Here is a 16,455-nt window from a genome sequence, read left to right on the forward strand (position 1 = left end):
GCTAATTTATCTCTTTTATTTTTACTTCTGTGGTAGTGGTATTAAGTACAATTGAATTTACCGGAATAGATTTGGTAACCCATGCATTTCCTCCAATTATACTGTTTTTACCAATGGTAGTTTCTCCGCCCAAAATAGTTGCATTGGCATAAATACAAACATTTTTCTCCACGGTAGGATGTCTTTTTGCATTTTTCATGTCTTTGCTTACACTCAACGCGCCTAGAGTTACCCCTTGGTAAATTTTCACATGTTTTTCAATGACAGTGGTTTCTCCAATTACAATTCCGGTGGCATGGTCTATGAAGAAAGGTGATGCGATAGTTGCACCTGCGTGAATGTCTGTACCCGTGATACGATGCGCGTATTCACTCATCAATCTGGAGAATAGCAGTAGGTCTAGTAAATACAATTCATGACTTAATCGGTAAATGGCGATTGCGTAAAACCCAGGGTAAGCCAAATATATTTCCTCAATACTGTTTGAAGCAGGATCGTTTTCTAGAATATAGGCAGCGTCCTGATTCAGTTTTTCAAGCACAGAAGGCAAGGTTTCAAGGTATTTGTCCCAAATTGAATCGCATAATGCATGCGGCTTTTTGCAGGCAATTGCTGAGATTTCTTTGAATTGTTGTTCCAGCTCATCGACGCTTTCATTCAAAGGCGCATTGGCATCAAATAGCGTATAGAATAATTTTTCAGCAAAGGCTTCCGTTTTTGTCTTGATTCCGTAGTTGATGGAAAAGTGGCTCTTTAAAGCGCTAATATTTTTGATAATCAGATCTTTTGTCACGATTATAGGTTTGAATTGTTAATTTAAAAGGATAAAAGTAAGGCGTTTTTTAGAAACAGTGGCAACAATAATGCAAAGAAATTGGCAGATTGAATGAGAATGGAATGTTTTTTTTGATTGGTAACATATTTGAACAAATTCTAAAAAAATATAACAAAAAAACGAAGCTGTCTTGGATTATCCGTTTGTTGTTTTGCACGTTTACAAAAGGCTAAAATTTATTAAACTATCGTTTTTGGTTTTTTAGGAATGGTAAAAATAAAACTCGAACCATAGTTTCCGTCAGATTCAATATGAATACTTCCCAATTTTCCTTCGATGATTTTTTTTACAATAGACAAGCCAATACCGGTGCTTTCCTTAATATCTCGGGCTAAAATGGTTTGAAAAACACCAAATACTTTTTCCTGGTATTTTTTAGGAATTCCGGGGCCATTGTCTTTTATGGTAAATTGATGAAAGTCAGGTAATGAAACATAAGTACATTCAATTTTTCCAATAGGTTTGTCGTTATATTTCACTGCATTGCCTATCAGGTTACTGAAAATCTGATGCATTAATATTTTTTCTGCACTAATAATGGGGAAATTGTTGTCAATACTAACTTCAAATCCTTCATTAGGAACAATTGTTTCAACTATTTCTTCCAGCATTTTATGTAAATCGACCTTTTCAAGTTCGATATTTGTTGTTCCAATGCGGGAATATTCCAGAATGCCATTAATTAAGTTTTCCATTCTTAGAATTCTTCCCTGTAATAATTTGAAATTTGAATTTGTCTCGTCAGAAATATTGGTTAAATCTTCAATAATCCATTCCGAAAGACTATAGATTGCTCTTAATGGAGCCTTAAGATCATGAGAAACGATGTAAGCAAATTGATCCAATTCATCATTCTTTTTTTTAAGGACTAATAAGGCATCTTGTAATTTTTTTTCTTCTATTTTTCGGTTAATAATGTCATAATTAAGGATTTTATTCTTGTCCATTATTTTAAATAAAAATAGTGATGTGATTAGAAATAGCAGTACTAATAAACTGGATTGAAATACTTCGAATAGTAAGGCATTATTCCATGATTTTGCGTCAAAATCCATACCGTATACAGCAATGGTTTTACCGGAAACTTTATCTCTTATGGGGATATAAGCACTAACCCATGTTCCCCATCTATCAGTAGAAGGTTCTGTGATAATATCATTTCCGTTATTGATGGCTTTGAAAGTAGGTTCGTCTGCTTCTGTGTATTCTTGTCCGGGAGGAGAATAATCTTCAGAACTCTCAGGTTCTGAATCAACCATGAAGTATATTTTGCCATTTTTCTGGGTGTATAAATACGCAAAGCTTGCCTTGGGATTAACACGGATTATTGCTTTCAGACTATTTTTTAAAGTCTGGTACTCGGGCTTGTTAATATCTGACGGATTTACTTCAAGTATTTTTAAAGCTCCTTTTGGTAAGGCTGCTTCAATAGATCTTGCAATTTGTAATACGCTGTCAGTTCGTTCCTCTTTAAATCTTGTCCAGGTATAATAGAGATAAATCATTCCCAAAATAAGAATGAGAAAAAAAACTATTCTTTGTAATGGTGCTTTTTTAAGGTTAATTTCTTTCATAGATGCTGAAATCAGTATAGGCGTAACTGAGTTTTGGGTTTGATATGACCACAATATTATTTACAATCGGATGAATTTAATACAGTCATAAATTCAAAAATAATGATTTTTATGACTTAGAGGAAGTTTAAATTATTTAATTTATAGGTTACTTTTTTAACAATCTAAAAATCAATTTTTTGATTCGTGATAAGTTGCTCTCTGTTTCGAAAAAATAAAATCATCACTTAATAGTGTTTGTAAAAATACCCGGCAATCATAAATAGGCCATTAATGATTGCCATTCCAATGATGTATTTTTGATAATTATTTCGTTTATCAACGAAATGCAAACCAACAATTCCTAAAAATAATAGCGTTGTAAATAGGGCAGGGTACATCTTGAAAGCAGCTGTAAAATTGCCTTGTAAAAGCAACAATAATCCTCTCTGAAAACCACAGCCCAAACACTCTATTCCAAAGAGTGTTTTGCTTAAACAAGGGAGCATATATTTTTCTAAATCCAATGGTTTTTTGTTTTTACAATTTTACGAAAAAATAAGAAACGGTTGAGATAATAAATTGATGCAATTTTAAATTCATTACTTTTGGAAACTGATACCTAAAGAGATGAAAAAGTTTTTAATTCCCATAATGATTATTGCAATCATTGTAGCTTTATACGAGCAAGTAAAAGTAGAGAAAAATATATATGTGATGGTAGTGGCAATTGTTGTTTTTATGTTTGGAATGATGCAATTGAGTGCCAAGACGCCAAGTAAGAATCAAGATAAAGAAGATGAAAATGTTTAGTAAAGGAGATAAAGTTTCAGTGCTTGATGAAGCCATGAACGGAGTAGTGCTTTCAGTGAAAGATAACCAAGTTACGATAGAAACAGAGGATGGTTTTGCGATGACATTTTTTGTCAATGAATTGCTTAAAATAAATGATTCCAGTAACTTAATGGATTCTATTAGAAGAATTAATGTAGATGAAATTTCGAAAGAGAAAGAAATCCCAAAACCACGAAGTTTTGTTAAAGAACGCAAAGATAAACATGAGATTTCAGCTCCGGAGTTCGATTTACACATCGAAAAATTAGTTTCTAATAAGCGCGGAATGTCTAATTATGATATTCTGACCTTGCAAACTGAAACGGCAAAAAGACACATAGAATTTGCCATTCGCAATCGCATTCCAAAGATTGTTTTTATTCATGGTGTGGGTGAAGGAATCCTAAAAGCAGAGCTGGATTTTTTATTGGGTCGTTATGATAATATTGCTTTTCAAGAAGGCAATTATCAAAAATACGGCCAGGGAGCAACAGAAGTTTTTATCAAACAAAATAGTAAGTAAGGTCTTTTTTTTGAGTTTGTAATAAGAAAAAAAGCGTCCCATTTTAAGCCAATTTTCATTAGAAAATTTTACTTAAAATGGGACGTTTTTTTGAATATAAAATTAGCCTGATTTTAGGCTTATAATTGGGTTTAAATTGTTGTCAAAAGTTCGCCATAAATATAGCTGTCTCCAAGTTTGAAATCGTTGTTCCCTTTCTTCATAGTAACATTTTTAAGCACGATAGTATGTTTAAACCCAGTGCCAAAAGTAGTGGTAGTTACTTCAACAATTCCACTCACATTTGATACCCCTGAGACAGCTATCCATTCTTCACTTATTGCAGGAGTTGTTGGAAAAGTAGTGTTGCAAAAATAGCTTGATGTAAGCAATCCAGAAAACAATCGATAGGTAAGCTTGTTAACAGTTGCGCTTATAAGTCCGGTTCTTGGAGCATTTAAAGGCGTTGCATCATTAACAATCAAAGCAGGATCAATGTCCAGTATGAGTGCTTCACTACTGGTATAATTATAAATTTGTTTCGAAGTACTGCATTGTTCTACTGTTTCATCAAATAGAAAAGGCAATGGGGTTGCTGAGGTGACATAATCTCCAAAAGCAAACGTTTCATAAACCTGAGTACCGCTGCTTTTTGCAAAAGTGATATTTTTGAAAACTATATTATGATTGTATCCGGTAATTTTGGTACTATTATCAGTAGTGTTTGTTGTTTTTACAGCAGTAGTAAATATTTGAATTTTACCGTCTGTAGCAGTCCATTGATCCGTTACAATAGGAGTTGCCGGAGGAATAGATTCACAAATGGTTGAAGAGGAAACCGTTCCGTCATAAAAACGATATACAACCCTATTGGTAGCGCTAATGTCTATTATCGTAGGTGTGTCAGCTAAACTGGGTTCGTTTTTGAAGGAATTTTCAGGAATTTCGAGAAGCAACGATTCCTTATCTTTCAGTTTATAGATGATATTTTTAGTAGTGCAGCTTTCTGTTGTAGCATCTTCAAAACTAATGGTCTCTAAAGTCAAATCACCATCATCACAACCGTTTAGCAGCAATGTAAAAACCAATAATCCCAGTAATCGTTTCATGTTTATAATATTTGAAACAAAAATAGAATTTTTAATTTGTTCCAAATACATTCCTATTCAAAATCATCGAATTTAACAGCATATTGGGTTTTTAAATTTCTAATAAAGACCATTAAAGCTTTGTTTAAATGGAAGGCATCGGGAATTTAAAGCGAATAGAAATCATTATCTTTGCCTGAATTTAATACTGAATATGAGAATTAATAAATATTATTTAGCCGCTTTTTCTGCCTTTTTTATCTGGGGGTTTTTCAGTTTAGCATTAAAACCGTTACATAATTACCCGTCTTTAGACATTTTATTTTACCGCGTTTTTTTTAGTGTTGTCGTGATGGTGCTTATTAATGTTGCTTTCCGACGAAAAGTAATGCAGCAAAACTGGAATCATTTTAAAAATATGACTACAAAAAAGCGAAAAAATGTTGTTGTTTTGACTTTGGGAGGTGGGCTGTTTCTATCCTCTAACTGGTTCGTTTTTATTTATGTGATGAATCATGTTAGTGTAAAAGCGGCATCATTAGCCTATTTAATCTGTCCGATTCTAACCACTGTTTTTGCTTTTTTTATGCTGAAGGAAAAACTGAGTAAATGGCAATGGATTGCAGTAACGATAAGTGTTTTTAGTTGCATTTTATTATCATTCAATCATTTTGAGGATATTTTTTATAGCCTTATTACAGCGGCTACTTATGCTTTGTATTTAGTCAGTCAGCGAAAAAATAGTGAACTGGATAAATTCCTGGTTCTGACCATACAATTACTGTTTGCCGCAATAATTCTTCTGCCGTTTTATCCAAATTATAGTGGAGCAATTCCTATTGAGCCTTTGTTTTATGGCTGTCTGTTAGTTATTGTTGTTTTTTTTACTATTATTCCCTTGTTTTTAAACTTGTACGCCTTAAATGGAATTAATTCGTCAGCGGTTGGGATTATGATTTATATTAATCCAATTATTGGTTTTTTACTGGCCATATTTTATTACAATGAACAAGCAACTTACCTTCAATTATTTTCGTATTTCCTGATTTTGGTCTCGATAGCAGTTTTTAATGAGAAACTGATTTTTCCCAGAAAATCAAAAGGAATACCATCAAAATTGGAAGGCTTAAAATAATTTATAATTTTCAAAAAATGAAAAAAGTATATCTCGATAACGCTTCTACAACTGCTATTCGTGCTGAAGTGATCCAGGAAATGACCAAAGTAATGACGGAAGATTATGGAAATCCATCGTCAACGCATAGTTTTGGACGTAATGCCAAAAGTATATTGGAGCTTTCCAGAAAGTCAATCGCGAAACATTTGAATGGGACTGCGCAAGAAATAATTTTCACCTCCTGCGGTACCGAAGCCAATAATTGGATTCTTCATTCTGCCGTTAAAGATTTGAAAGTAAAACGAATCATTACCAGTAAAATCGAGCATCATGCCGTGTTGTATACGGTTTTAGTTTTGGAAAAAGAATACGGTATTCAGGTGGATTATGTGGCTGTTAAACCAAATGGGGAAATTGATATCACTGATTTAGTGGAATTACTTTCGCAGGAAAAGAAAACATTGGTAAGCTTGATGCATGTGAATAACGAAACAGGAATTGTTTTGGATTTGGAGAGAATAGGGATTATTTGTCAAGAAAACAATGCTTTGTTTCATTCCGATACCGTGCAGTCTATTGGAAAAACAGCAATTGATTTACAAACAGTACCCGTTAATTTTATTGTGGCAAGTGCTCATAAATTTCATGGTCCAAAAGGCGTTGGTTTTGCTTTTATTCGAAAAAATTCCGGTTTGCAACCTCTGTTTTTCGGTGGTGAACAGGAAAAAGGATTGCGGGCAGGAACTGAGGCGTTGCACCAAATCGCTGGAATGGCTAAGGCTTTGGAACTTTCGTATGGTAATTTGGAAACAGAACGGAATCATATTTCGGAGTTGAAAAACTACTTGATAGACCAACTTGAAATTGAATTTCCAGCTTTTGTAATCAACGGAAGCCCCGATGGATTTTACAATATATTGAATGTTTTATTGCCTTTTTCAGAAGATAAAACAGCCATGATTTTATTCCATTTAGATATGAAAGGAATTGCAGTTTCCCGCGGAAGCGCTTGTCAAAGCGGAAGCATAAAACCCTCGCATGTATTAGCGGAAATGCTTTCTAATGAAGATTTGAAAAAACCAAGTTTGCGCATTTCTTTAAGTCATTATAACTCAAAAGAGGACATTGATTTACTCATTGCAGCATTAAAAAGTATTTAGAAAGAACAAATAATCAAAATGAGTGATAATTTCAAAAGACAGATGGGTTACCTCTTGGAAGTGTTATTGGTGCGATTGCAGGATGGTTTTTACATCACGAACAATTGCGTCACAATGCCGAAAGACAAATTCGTAAAACCAGGATTCATATTCTAAGAAAGTAAAAATGGAACATTGGCTTGACAAATAAATCTTAAACATTAATTATCTATTTTAGGTTTCAAAAAACACAATAAAATAGTTTTTATCTAAGGTTTTAAAGGTTAGTTTTCGGAATATTTTTCCATAATTAATCTCGCTTTGAAATAGCATAAGGTAGATTCTGCACCTTGGTTAATGTTGATGTGTTTGTCTTCCAATCCGTCATAAGATGCACCATTTTCAGGATTATACATGATTTGTTTCAGATGATTGTTCCCTAAAAACCAGATGAAAGCCAGTTTTAGCTGGTCTTTGTACTTTTTATTTTTGGTTACTTCATAAAACAAATCCAATGCAATAATGGTAGTGGCTACTTCGATAGGCTGTTCTCCATAGAAGACCCTTTCATTTTCTTTCTTGAACCAACCTCTGTTTGAGATTACTTTTAGTTGACCTTTCATAAAATAATGAGAAAGGAGAAAATCAAAAGTGATGACCGCAATTTTTTTGTATTTAGGATTTTTTGTAACTAAATAACTGTACATCATAGCTTCTGGCAAAACGTTATTCGCATAAGTCATATAATCTTCATACCAACACCAGTTTTCTGCTGAATTGATGTGATAATGATGCAAAAGTTCATCAGCAAATTTTTCTATATTCTGCCTTATACCCTCTTCTTTATAAGCTGAATAATAATGGTACAGTCCTTTCAAAGCATAGGCTATGGCTCTTGGGGATTTAATGTCGTCAATTCTTTTTATTGCTTTATCCCAACATTTTTCTGCCCGTAAAATCATTTCTGCAGGTACCGATTCTCTATGTGCAATTACAGTTCCTAAACTCCATAAGGCTCTCCCGTTTGCATCTTCAAGATTTACTTCTTCGTTTTGTTTTGTTAATTGATTGTCAAAACCTTTGTAATTATCAAACCAACCATTGTTTCGCTGAATGCCTTCTACAAAATTTAAATAGGTATTTGCAAGCTTCAAGGCATGTTTATTTGGAAAAGCTTTGTTATACAGTACCATATTGATTAACGCTCTGGCATTATCGTCTAATGTGTAACCTGATTCAGGATCTGGCTGACTAAATTTTGAAAATTGAAGTATTCCATAATCAGTAGTTAGTTTTTTGATATGGTCTAGTTTTATAGGGGGTAAATTGAATCTTAAATCTTCTTCTCGATTGGTTAATTGGTCAAAAAGTAATCGGTATTGAATAGCAATATTTTCCCAGTTAGTGGCGTGTGACAAAGAAAATGCATTTTTGCCCATCGCTATCCGTTCCTCTTTATTTTCTATCAAGTATAGAATTGCTTTTTTAAATTCTTCTGAGTTTTCAAAACTATTCAAGAGTATTCCGTTGCCATTTACTAATGCTTCAACAGCGTGCGGTATTGGAGTAGAAATAACAGTACAACCACAACTCATGGCATAAGCAAAAGTCCCACTTACGGCTTGATTAGGATCTTTGGAAGAGAACAAATAGATGTCTGATAAAGTTAAGTATTCCAGTAATTGCGACAATTGCAGGTATTCATTAATGAAAATGACATTGTTTTCCAGATGAAGTTCTTTCACAATATCAATAAGGCTATCTCGATATTTTTCCCCTTCATGATGAATTATTTCAGGATGTGTTTTTCCAATCACGAGATAAATTACTTCAGGATGTTTTTTAACAATTTCGGGTAAAGCATGCAATACGGTTTCGATGCCTTTATTTTGGCTGATTAAACCAAATGTGGACATTACTATTTTATCCGAGAAATTATAGTTTTTTTTTAATTTGTCTTTTTGTTCCCATAGTACGCTGTGATTACCGTGAGGAATTACAATTGTTTTGATTTTATCCACATTGTAATCATTAGCCAAAAGAGTTTGTGAGTTTTTAGTGAGTACAATGATACGATCTGATAAATCAGCTATGGCGTAAACTATTTTTTTTCTTTTTTCATCTGGATTTGGTAACACGGTATGAAAAACGGTAACAATTGGTTTGTTTAGTGCTAATATGAAGGAGAGAACATAATCGCCATATTCACCTCTAAAAAGGCCAAATTCATGTTGAATACAAACCAATGCGATATCGTTTCGTTCATTTATTTTTTCAGCAATCAGCCGATAATCGTCTAAAGAAGTAACAGGTAAAATATAGGTTACTTCATTACTATAGTCAAAGTGCTGTTCACTATTTTGCAAAGCGCATACTTCAACAGGCAATGTGTCTCCAAAAACAATTCTCACTGCGTTGACAATGTCATTTGAAAAAGTTGCTATACCGCATTCTCTTGGCGGATACGAACTTACAAGTAGCATTTTTATTCCTCTCTCGAATTTCATGACACTTGTTTTTTAGGGTTGTTTTCTCAATTCGAGAAGCAATTCGTTGATATCTAATTTTGCAACAGCAACATGTTTATCAGCCACACCATAATATATATAAAGGTCATCCCCAAATAAAGCATGACCGGTTGGAAATACAATGTTTCTTACTTCGCCTTCTATTTCCCATTGCTTGGCAGGTGAAAATAGCGGATAAAGTAATCTGGAAAGTTCAATTTCGGGTTTGTCTAATTGCAATAATGCAGCTTTGGCATGGTAGACTTTTCCTGTTGTAGTTTCCTGAACACCATGATAGATTATCAACCAGCCAAATTCAGTTTCTATTGGCGGACCACCTGCACCAATGTAGTTTACCTCAAAGATGTCTTTTGGATCGAGTACGATATGATTGACAAGATTTTTAAGATAATTTTCCCAAAAAGATTCGGTTAAATCATTCCAATCCTCAAATTGTACTATTTGGATTCCGGGCCAAATGCGATGCAACATAACAAACTTCCCATTTATTTTTCTTGGAAATAAAACTACATCTTTATCTCTGAGCAATCTAAGTTCATCTTCCACCAATCCTATTTGTGCAAAAAGGTTATAGTATTGATGGTATTTTGGATTTAACTTATTTTTATTGATGTCACAAAAAGTTACAAAATTTTCATATTCTTGGTAATTTACATGTGGAGTTATGATTCCATGTTTTTCAAAAAGGATTAAATCTTTTGAAGTGGCAAGTGCTCCCATCGCATTGATGCCATCATATGCTGTATAAGTAATGTAATAGGTGTCTTCAATTTTTACAATTCGTGCATCTTCCACACCATGTTTTTCGTAATCGAAATCACGAGTTATTAATGGCTTTTCATGCCGTTCCGTTACTTTAAGTGGACCATCCATTTTTGCATAACCTATGGTTGAGAAGTTACCATGTTCTACCGCTCGGTATAAAACATGAATGGTATTTCCATCCTGATAAATACCAGGATTGAACACGCCGTTATTTTCAAATTCTTTGTCGGTGGGGCTTAAAATTATTCCAAGCTTTTCTATTGTAACCATGATTTGATGTTCTTTTATGTATTTCTAATGCAACAATGTTAATCTCATAAATCTATTTTTTCTGCTCTTTCAATTTTGCTTTTTCCTGTTTTCTAAAATAACCTCGAAATAAGAAATTGTGTTTCAAAGCTTCCATATTTTCATTTAGACGAAAACTGGCTTCATTAATGTTAGTCATCGTAGAATCTATTTTCCGTACTAATTCAGGGTCATTTGAAAGGTAATTTATAGCGCCTTTTCCGTCTTTAATATTTGTAATTGTCGAGTTGAGATTGGTTACAACTTCGTCAATTTTATAACTTGATTCATCTAAATTTTGAACAATTGTTTTCATATTATTGGCTACGGCCGTATCTTTCAAAACACCTATTACATTGTCTTTATTATCCAATGAAGAAATGATTCGGTTTAATTTTGTAACAGATTCCGAGGTTCCTTTTCCTGCAATTTTTAAATAATGTACGGTTTCCTTCAGGTCTTTTGCTAAAATGGAATCTTTAATCAATAAACCCACAGTCCCTTTTCCATCAGTGATTTCCTTTGTGATTTTAAGTAAATCAGCGGTAAGAAGCGATGCGTTTTTATTGGTCACCCCAAGCGTATTAAGCATATCATCCGTACGAACGCGATTTAAGGATTTAATCTCATCTCCGGGGTTAACGGGCGGAAATTTGCCTTTCCCCGGAAGAATGTTTATAATCATGTTTCCTACCAGACCATCGGAACCTATAATGGCAACTGCATCTTTTTTGATATAGGAAAAAATGGTTTTTTCAATAAGCATATCCACTCGAATGATCGTGTCACTAACCATTTCGATTCCTTCAACGGTTCCTACGTTTATCCCTGAGTAGCGCACATTATTGCCTATTTGTAAGCCATTCACGTTATTGAAAATAGCTTTTAAATGGTAGGTTTTTCCAAACATTTGTTGCTTATCGCCAATGAAATAAACGGCTAGTATAAAAATTATTAACCCGATTATTACAAAAAGCCCAAGGCGTATTTTTTGTGATGTCGTTTTTTCCATTTTTACTCTTATTTAAAAAATGCTTGTACTTTAGGATCAGTTGAGATTGATAATTCCTCAAAAGTGCCTTCGATATAATTGATGCCATCTACCAATAAAATCATTCTGTTTGAAATCACTCTGGCGCAATCCACATCATGGGTGATGATAATTGCCGAAGTGTTGTATTTTTTCTGGATGGACATCATTAATAGCAAAATTTCTTTTGCAGTGATGGGGTCTAACCCAGTAGTTGGTTCGTCATAAAGAATAATTTTAGGTTGGAGAATTAAAGTTCTTGCCAAAGCAATCCTACGTTTCATTCCCCCCGAAAGTTCTTCGGGCATTAAATTTATAGTATGAGCCAAACCTACATTTTCCAATGCTTCCATAACCAATGGAGTAGTGTCTTTTATTTTTCCGAATTTTTTTTTATGACGTCTTAATGGGAATTCCAGATTTTCTCTGACTGTCATGGAATCATAGAGTGCGCTTCCTTGAAAAAGAAATCCAACTTCTGTCCGAAGCTCGTCTAATGCTGAATGGTCGAGTTCACTAATATCTTTTTCCATCACTACGATAGAACCACTGTCATGCTCTTCCAATCCAATTAGGCATTTAATCATTACGGATTTACCGGAACCTGATTTTCCCATGATAACTAAATTTTCACCTTCATACAAAACCATATTAAAACCATCCAAAACATGATTATCACCATAGCTTTTTTTTAAGTCTTTGATTTCTATAATAGGTTTTTGATTTTGTATTGGAGTACTCATAATCAGTTATAAATCATAAAAAATATCGGTAACAAAAACAGCAACAAAGTCAATAATAAACAGCAGCATCGAGGTAAAAACCACCGCAGAGTTGGCCGCTAAACCCACACCTGCAGTTCCTTTTTTACAATTATACCCCTTAAAACAACCTACTAATCCTATGGCAAATCCAAAAAAGAAGGTTTTAATCGTTGCGGGGATTAAATCACCAAATTCCAATGCATCAAAAACCTGATTGTAATACAATAAAAAGGACACATTTCCCTTGATATTTTCCACCAGAAAAGAACCAAAAATGGCGATAGCATCTCCAAAAAAAACCAGAATAGGAAGCATAAAAGTGGTCGCTAATATTCGTGTAACCACTAAGTATTTAAAGGGATTTGTACCTGAAACTTCCATGGCATCAATTTGTTCCGTAACCCTCATAGAACCTAGCTCGGCACCAATTCCGGAACCGATGCGTCCCGCGCAAATCAAGGCCGTTATAATAGGTCCAATTTCTCTAATAAGCGAAATGCTCACCATAGATGGCATCCAAGAAACTGCGCCAAATTCCTGCAACGTGGGACGTGATTGTAAGGTAAAAACTAAACCAATAATAAATCCCGTAACGGCAACAAGCAGTAGGGAACGATTTCCCATATAAAAGCATTGGCGAAGAAATTCCTTGAACTCTGAAGGACGTTTAAAAACTTCTCTAAAAAAACGGCCGGCAAAATACGAAAGTTCACCAATTTCAAGTAAAAAAACTTTGAACAATTCGATTATTTTAAAAATACTATTCATAAGCGAATGAATTAATTTTTAACAGAAAATGGCTACTCAAATATACGATTATTTCTATGATTGTCAGATGTTTTACTTGTTGTTCGTCTATTTTTTTGATAGTTTTGTCGAGAAAAAATAAATTTAGAAAAATATGGAAAGATATGGACACTTATGGAACAGTTTTTTTATTTTAACTAATACGATCGTCCTGAAACAAACGAACACAAAAAGTAACATTTCTTTAAGAAGCGAATGGAAAGAACCATTGATGTAAAGAGGAAAATTTTGCATCAATGGCTTTTTATATTATATGACTATCCGTAATGCGGACTAAAATCATTTCGAATACAATTTTCGTCGTTTGTACATTTATAAAGCATAAATATTAGCCCACAGATTGTACAGATTATACCGATTTACACGGATTTTTTTACTTGATGAATCAAACTGTTATTTAAATCTGTGCAAAATCCGTTCAATCCGTGTTATCTATGTGCCATATTTTATCCTTTGGAACATATTGCGGACTGTCATATTATATTATTTAAAAAGGCTCCTGTGAAAAAGGTTGGAATGTATTAACTGAATATTTTATACTAAAATGAAATAAAGAATTATAAGACTATTGCAGTTTATTTATTTCTGTTTTTAATCCATTTCTCAAATTCACCGGACCAAAATATAATACTTGATGCCGCTAAGGTTAGTAGCAACTCATAAATAGTTAGGGGTTGTGTTTTAAAAACCTCGTTAAAAAAGGGCGTGTAAATAATTATAAATTGAAGAATAATAGTGATTGTTAAGGCACCTAACATAGGCTTGTTAGAAAAAAATCCTATTTTGAATATGGATTCCCGCCCGGAACGAATGACAATTACATGTCCCAACTGACTGAAACATAGCACTGTGAATGCCATGGTTTGCCAATGTGTGTTTGCATTGTATATCGCCCAAGCCTGTATTCCAATGGTTACTGCACCCATTAAAAATCCTATCCACAAAATATGTATTGCCATGCCGTTTGAGAAAATATTTTCCTTCGGATTTCTTGGTGGTCGTTTCATTATGTTTGCTTCAGATGGTTCTGAGGCAAGTGCTAATCCGGGTAAGCCATCGGTTACCAAATTGATCCAAAGAATATGTATGGCCAACAGCGGAATTGGTAATCCGAAAAACGGAGCTAAAAAAATGGCCCATATTTCTGCTGAATTTCCGGTCATTATATACTTGATGAATTTCAGGATATTGTCAAATATTTTTCGTCCGTGTTTTACCGCAACCACGATAGTAGCGAAATTATCATCAAGCAAAATCATGTGTGAGGCTTCTTTGGATATTACCGTCCCATTGATACCCATAGCAATACCGATATCGGCATTTTTAAGTGCCGGAGCATCATTCACTCCATCGCCTGTCATGGCTACAAAATGTTTTTTGGATTGTAAGGCGTTAACGATTTTTAATTTTTGTTCCGGGCTTGCTCGAGCATATACCCGCACTTTTTCTACAATTTTCGCAAACTCAATCTGTGTTAATGCTGATAATTCGGAACCTGTTAAAACCAGATCATCATCAGAAGATATGATTCCCAATTTTGTTGCTATGGCTTTTGCGGTAAGTTTATGGTCTCCCGTAATCATTACCGGAATAATGCCTGCTTCTTTGCATTCAGAAACGGCTTGCTTTGCTTCTTCGCGCGGTGGGTCAATCATCCCTGCAAAACCAATAAAGGTTAATTCTGTTTCTATTTCATCTGCATTCAAATTTTCCGGAAGGGAGGAAATTGTTTTCATTGCATATCCCAAAACACGATGTCCTTTCTCAGCCATCTCGTTGGCTTTGAGTTCAAATTCAGGGATAAGCGATTTTTTGTCGTCATTTAATTTGCCAAATAATGCATCAACAGCTCCTTTAGTAATGACAATAATCTCACCGGTTCGCTCGCCATCTTGGTTTTCGAATTGGTGTAAGGTAGTCATGCATTTTCGTTTGGAATCGAATGGCAATTCTGCAATTCGGGGAAATTTTAATTCTAAATCGGCTCGGTTCAAATTTTCTTTGAAAGCATATTGCGCTAATGCCACTTCGGTTGAATCCCCTAACCAATCCCCGTTTTTATCTTTTGAAACATCATTGTTTAAAGCCATTGCGTTGAGCAGTATGTTGCTTTCACCAAAAATGGCATCGTATTTTGGGTCAGCGGTTTCATATACAACTTCAACGGTCATTTTATTCAAGGTAAGGGTTCCTGTTTTATCAGAACAGATGTAGGTAACGGAACCCAGCGTTTCAACTGCTGGTAACTTCCTGATAAGCGCATTGCTTTTTGCCAATTTTTTGGCACCAAAAGCAAGTGCAATGGTTACCAATGCAGGCAATACTTCAGGTATGGCGGCAACAGCGAGTGAAATAGAAGTAATCAACATCGTTAAAACGGATTCTCCGCGTAACCATCCTATAAAAAAAATGATAGTACAGATAATGAGGATGCCTACTGATAATCGTTTGCCAAAAGCGGCTAATCTTTTTTGTAAAGGCGTTGTGGTTTCATCGGTTTGGATCATTTTAGCGATGTGTCCAAGTTCAGTATGCATTCCCGTTGCCACAACATAAGCCAGCGCCCGTCCATTGGTAACATAAGTTCCTTTATAGCCCATATTGGTTTGGTCGCCAAGGCCATAATTTCCTTCGGGAAGTTCCTCTGGATTTTTTTCTACATTGTTTGATTCACCGGTAAGTGCTGATTCATCTACTTTTATTTGATGGGTTTCAAAAAAGCGTATATCGGCAGGAATAACATTTCCCGCTTCAAGTACCACTACATCTCCCGGCACTAAATCGGAAGCAGGAATATCAATCATCTTTCCTTCACGTAAAATACGGGCATGGTTTGCTGCCATATTCTTTAATGCTTCCATTGCTTTTTCAGCCCGATATTCTTGGATAAATCCCACCGTAGCATTAATAATAATGATAACAAGAATGATTATTGTATCTGTAAGATCACCTATTATACCTGAAATTATTGCGGCTGCAATAAGAATGAGAATCATGAAATCAGATAACTGAGAAAGCACCATCTGTACTATTGGCTTCTTTTTTTTATCCTCAATTTGATTTTTTCCGTGTTCGCACAAGCGTTCTGATGCCGTAATATCATCGATACCGGATGGAGTTGTATTTAGCAACTGTGTTATTGCTGATAGCGATAGTAAATGCCAGTTCATCACTTTGTTTTTTTATTTTTTGTAGTACAGTAAGC

General features: G+C 34.5%; 15 protein-coding genes. 5 read left to right on the top strand and 10 right to left on the bottom strand.

What is annotated here, in order from left to right; translation table 11 throughout:
- Position 1: 1 nt before the first annotated feature.
- The 3 genes from epsC to ACNO7W_RS02260 form a co-directional block, all read right to left on the bottom strand.
- Positions 2–793 carry a serine O-acetyltransferase EpsC gene (gene epsC, locus ACNO7W_RS02250; protein WP_417936844.1) on the bottom strand — a complete coding sequence of 264 codons (792 nt, stop codon included), beginning with the start codon at positions 791–793 and terminating at the stop codon, positions 2–4.
- A 221-nt stretch (positions 794–1,014) separates the two neighbouring features.
- Complete coding sequence (locus ACNO7W_RS02255; protein WP_417936846.1) at positions 1,015–2,409, bottom strand: ATP-binding protein; 1,395 nt, start codon at positions 2,407–2,409, stop codon at positions 1,015–1,017.
- Positions 2,410–2,636: 227 nt separating this feature from the next.
- Entirely contained in the window at positions 2,637–2,915 is a 279-nt protein-coding gene (locus ACNO7W_RS02260; protein WP_417936848.1) for a DUF2752 domain-containing protein, read from the bottom strand.
- 103 nt (positions 2,916–3,018) lie between these two features.
- On the opposite strand from ACNO7W_RS02260, the gene ACNO7W_RS02265 reads away from it, so the two are divergent.
- Both ACNO7W_RS02265 and ACNO7W_RS02270 read left to right on the top strand, forming a co-directional pair.
- Positions 3,019–3,201, top strand: a complete 183-nt coding sequence (locus ACNO7W_RS02265; protein ID WP_143386469.1) for a hypothetical protein — start codon at positions 3,019–3,021, stop codon at positions 3,199–3,201.
- Complete coding sequence (locus ACNO7W_RS02270; RefSeq protein ID WP_417936900.1) at positions 3,194–3,745, top strand: Smr/MutS family protein; 552 nt, start codon at positions 3,194–3,196, stop codon at positions 3,743–3,745. Before ACNO7W_RS02265 ends, ACNO7W_RS02270 begins: the two co-directional genes overlap by 8 nt.
- 131 nt (positions 3,746–3,876) lie before the next feature.
- Here the strand turns inward: ACNO7W_RS02270 and ACNO7W_RS02275 are convergent, their stop codons facing one another.
- Positions 3,877–4,833, bottom strand: coding sequence for a hypothetical protein (locus tag ACNO7W_RS02275; RefSeq protein ID WP_417936850.1), 957 nt, complete (start codon positions 4,831–4,833; stop codon positions 3,877–3,879).
- Positions 4,834–5,026: 193 nt separating this feature from the next.
- On the opposite strand from ACNO7W_RS02275, the gene ACNO7W_RS02280 reads away from it, so the two are divergent.
- The 3 genes from ACNO7W_RS02280 to ACNO7W_RS02290 are packed head-to-tail and all read left to right on the top strand — an operon-like array spanning position 5,027 to position 7,245.
- Positions 5,027–5,947 carry an EamA family transporter gene (locus ACNO7W_RS02280; RefSeq protein WP_417936852.1) on the top strand — a complete coding sequence of 307 codons (921 nt, stop codon included), beginning with the start codon at positions 5,027–5,029 and terminating at the stop codon, positions 5,945–5,947.
- A 17-nt stretch (positions 5,948–5,964) separates the two neighbouring features.
- Entirely contained in the window at positions 5,965–7,089 is a 1,125-nt protein-coding gene (locus ACNO7W_RS02285; RefSeq protein WP_417936854.1) for a cysteine desulfurase family protein, read from the top strand.
- Positions 7,090–7,107: 18 nt separating this feature from the next.
- Complete coding sequence (locus ACNO7W_RS02290; RefSeq protein WP_417936856.1) at positions 7,108–7,245, top strand: hypothetical protein; 138 nt, start codon at positions 7,108–7,110, stop codon at positions 7,243–7,245.
- A gap of 107 nt (positions 7,246–7,352) precedes the next feature.
- Here ACNO7W_RS02290 and ACNO7W_RS02295 read toward each other — a convergent pair whose 3' ends face one another.
- The 6 genes from ACNO7W_RS02295 to ACNO7W_RS02320 all read right to left on the bottom strand — a co-directional run bounded on the left by ACNO7W_RS02295 (position 7,353) and on the right by ACNO7W_RS02320 (position 16,420).
- A complete protein-coding gene (locus ACNO7W_RS02295; protein WP_417936858.1) occupies positions 7,353–9,575 on the bottom strand; it encodes a glycosyltransferase in 2,223 nt (740 codons plus the stop codon).
- A gap of 12 nt (positions 9,576–9,587) precedes the next feature.
- Entirely contained in the window at positions 9,588–10,631 is a 1,044-nt protein-coding gene (locus tag ACNO7W_RS02300) for a pesticidal protein Cry7Aa (RefSeq protein WP_417936860.1), read from the bottom strand.
- Between the two features lie 52 nt (positions 10,632–10,683).
- Positions 10,684–11,661: an MlaD family protein gene (locus ACNO7W_RS02305; protein WP_417936862.1), complete on the bottom strand. Its 978-nt coding sequence runs from the start codon at positions 11,659–11,661 to the stop codon at positions 10,684–10,686.
- Between the two features lie 8 nt (positions 11,662–11,669).
- Positions 11,670–12,422, bottom strand: coding sequence for an ABC transporter ATP-binding protein (locus tag ACNO7W_RS02310; protein WP_417936863.1), 753 nt, complete (start codon positions 12,420–12,422; stop codon positions 11,670–11,672).
- 6 nt (positions 12,423–12,428) lie between these two features.
- Positions 12,429–13,211, bottom strand: a complete 783-nt coding sequence (locus ACNO7W_RS02315; RefSeq protein WP_417936864.1) for an MlaE family ABC transporter permease — start codon at positions 13,209–13,211, stop codon at positions 12,429–12,431.
- A gap of 614 nt (positions 13,212–13,825) precedes the next feature.
- A complete protein-coding gene (locus tag ACNO7W_RS02320) occupies positions 13,826–16,420 on the bottom strand; it encodes a cation-translocating P-type ATPase (RefSeq protein WP_417936865.1) in 2,595 nt (864 codons plus the stop codon).
- Between the last annotated feature and the right edge of the window lie 35 nt (positions 16,421–16,455).

The sequence above is a fragment of the Flavobacterium sp. ZB4R12 genome (genome assembly GCF_048276375.1).
GTDB classification, from domain to species: Bacteria; Bacteroidota; Bacteroidia; order Flavobacteriales; family Flavobacteriaceae; genus Flavobacterium; species Flavobacterium gawalongense.

Coding starts and splice junctions, on each gene's coding strand:
- ACNO7W_RS02255 (WP_417936846.1), bottom strand. CDS start 2,409: ATGAAAGAAATTAACCTTAAAAAAGCACCATTACAAAGAATAGTTTTT.
- ACNO7W_RS02265 (WP_143386469.1), top strand. CDS start 3,019: ATGAAAAAGTTTTTAATTCCCATAATGATTATTGCAATCATTGTAGCT.
- ACNO7W_RS02270 (WP_417936900.1), top strand. CDS start 3,194: ATGTTTAGTAAAGGAGATAAAGTTTCAGTGCTTGATGAAGCCATGAAC.
- ACNO7W_RS02275 (WP_417936850.1), bottom strand. CDS start 4,833: ATGAAACGATTACTGGGATTATTGGTTTTTACATTGCTGCTAAACGGT.
- ACNO7W_RS02280 (WP_417936852.1), top strand. CDS start 5,027: ATGAGAATTAATAAATATTATTTAGCCGCTTTTTCTGCCTTTTTTATC.
- ACNO7W_RS02285 (WP_417936854.1), top strand. CDS start 5,965: ATGAAAAAAGTATATCTCGATAACGCTTCTACAACTGCTATTCGTGCT.
- ACNO7W_RS02290 (WP_417936856.1), top strand. CDS start 7,108: ATGAGTGATAATTTCAAAAGACAGATGGGTTACCTCTTGGAAGTGTTA.
- ACNO7W_RS02295 (WP_417936858.1), bottom strand. CDS start 9,575: ATGAAATTCGAGAGAGGAATAAAAATGCTACTTGTAAGTTCGTATCCG.
- ACNO7W_RS02300 (WP_417936860.1), bottom strand. CDS start 10,631: ATGGTTACAATAGAAAAGCTTGGAATAATTTTAAGCCCCACCGACAAA.
- ACNO7W_RS02305 (WP_417936862.1), bottom strand. CDS start 11,661: ATGGAAAAAACGACATCACAAAAAATACGCCTTGGGCTTTTTGTAATA.
- ACNO7W_RS02310 (WP_417936863.1), bottom strand. CDS start 12,422: ATGAGTACTCCAATACAAAATCAAAAACCTATTATAGAAATCAAAGAC.
- ACNO7W_RS02315 (WP_417936864.1), bottom strand. CDS start 13,211: ATGAATAGTATTTTTAAAATAATCGAATTGTTCAAAGTTTTTTTACTT.
- ACNO7W_RS02320 (WP_417936865.1), bottom strand. CDS start 16,420: ATGAACTGGCATTTACTATCGCTATCAGCAATAACACAGTTGCTAAAT.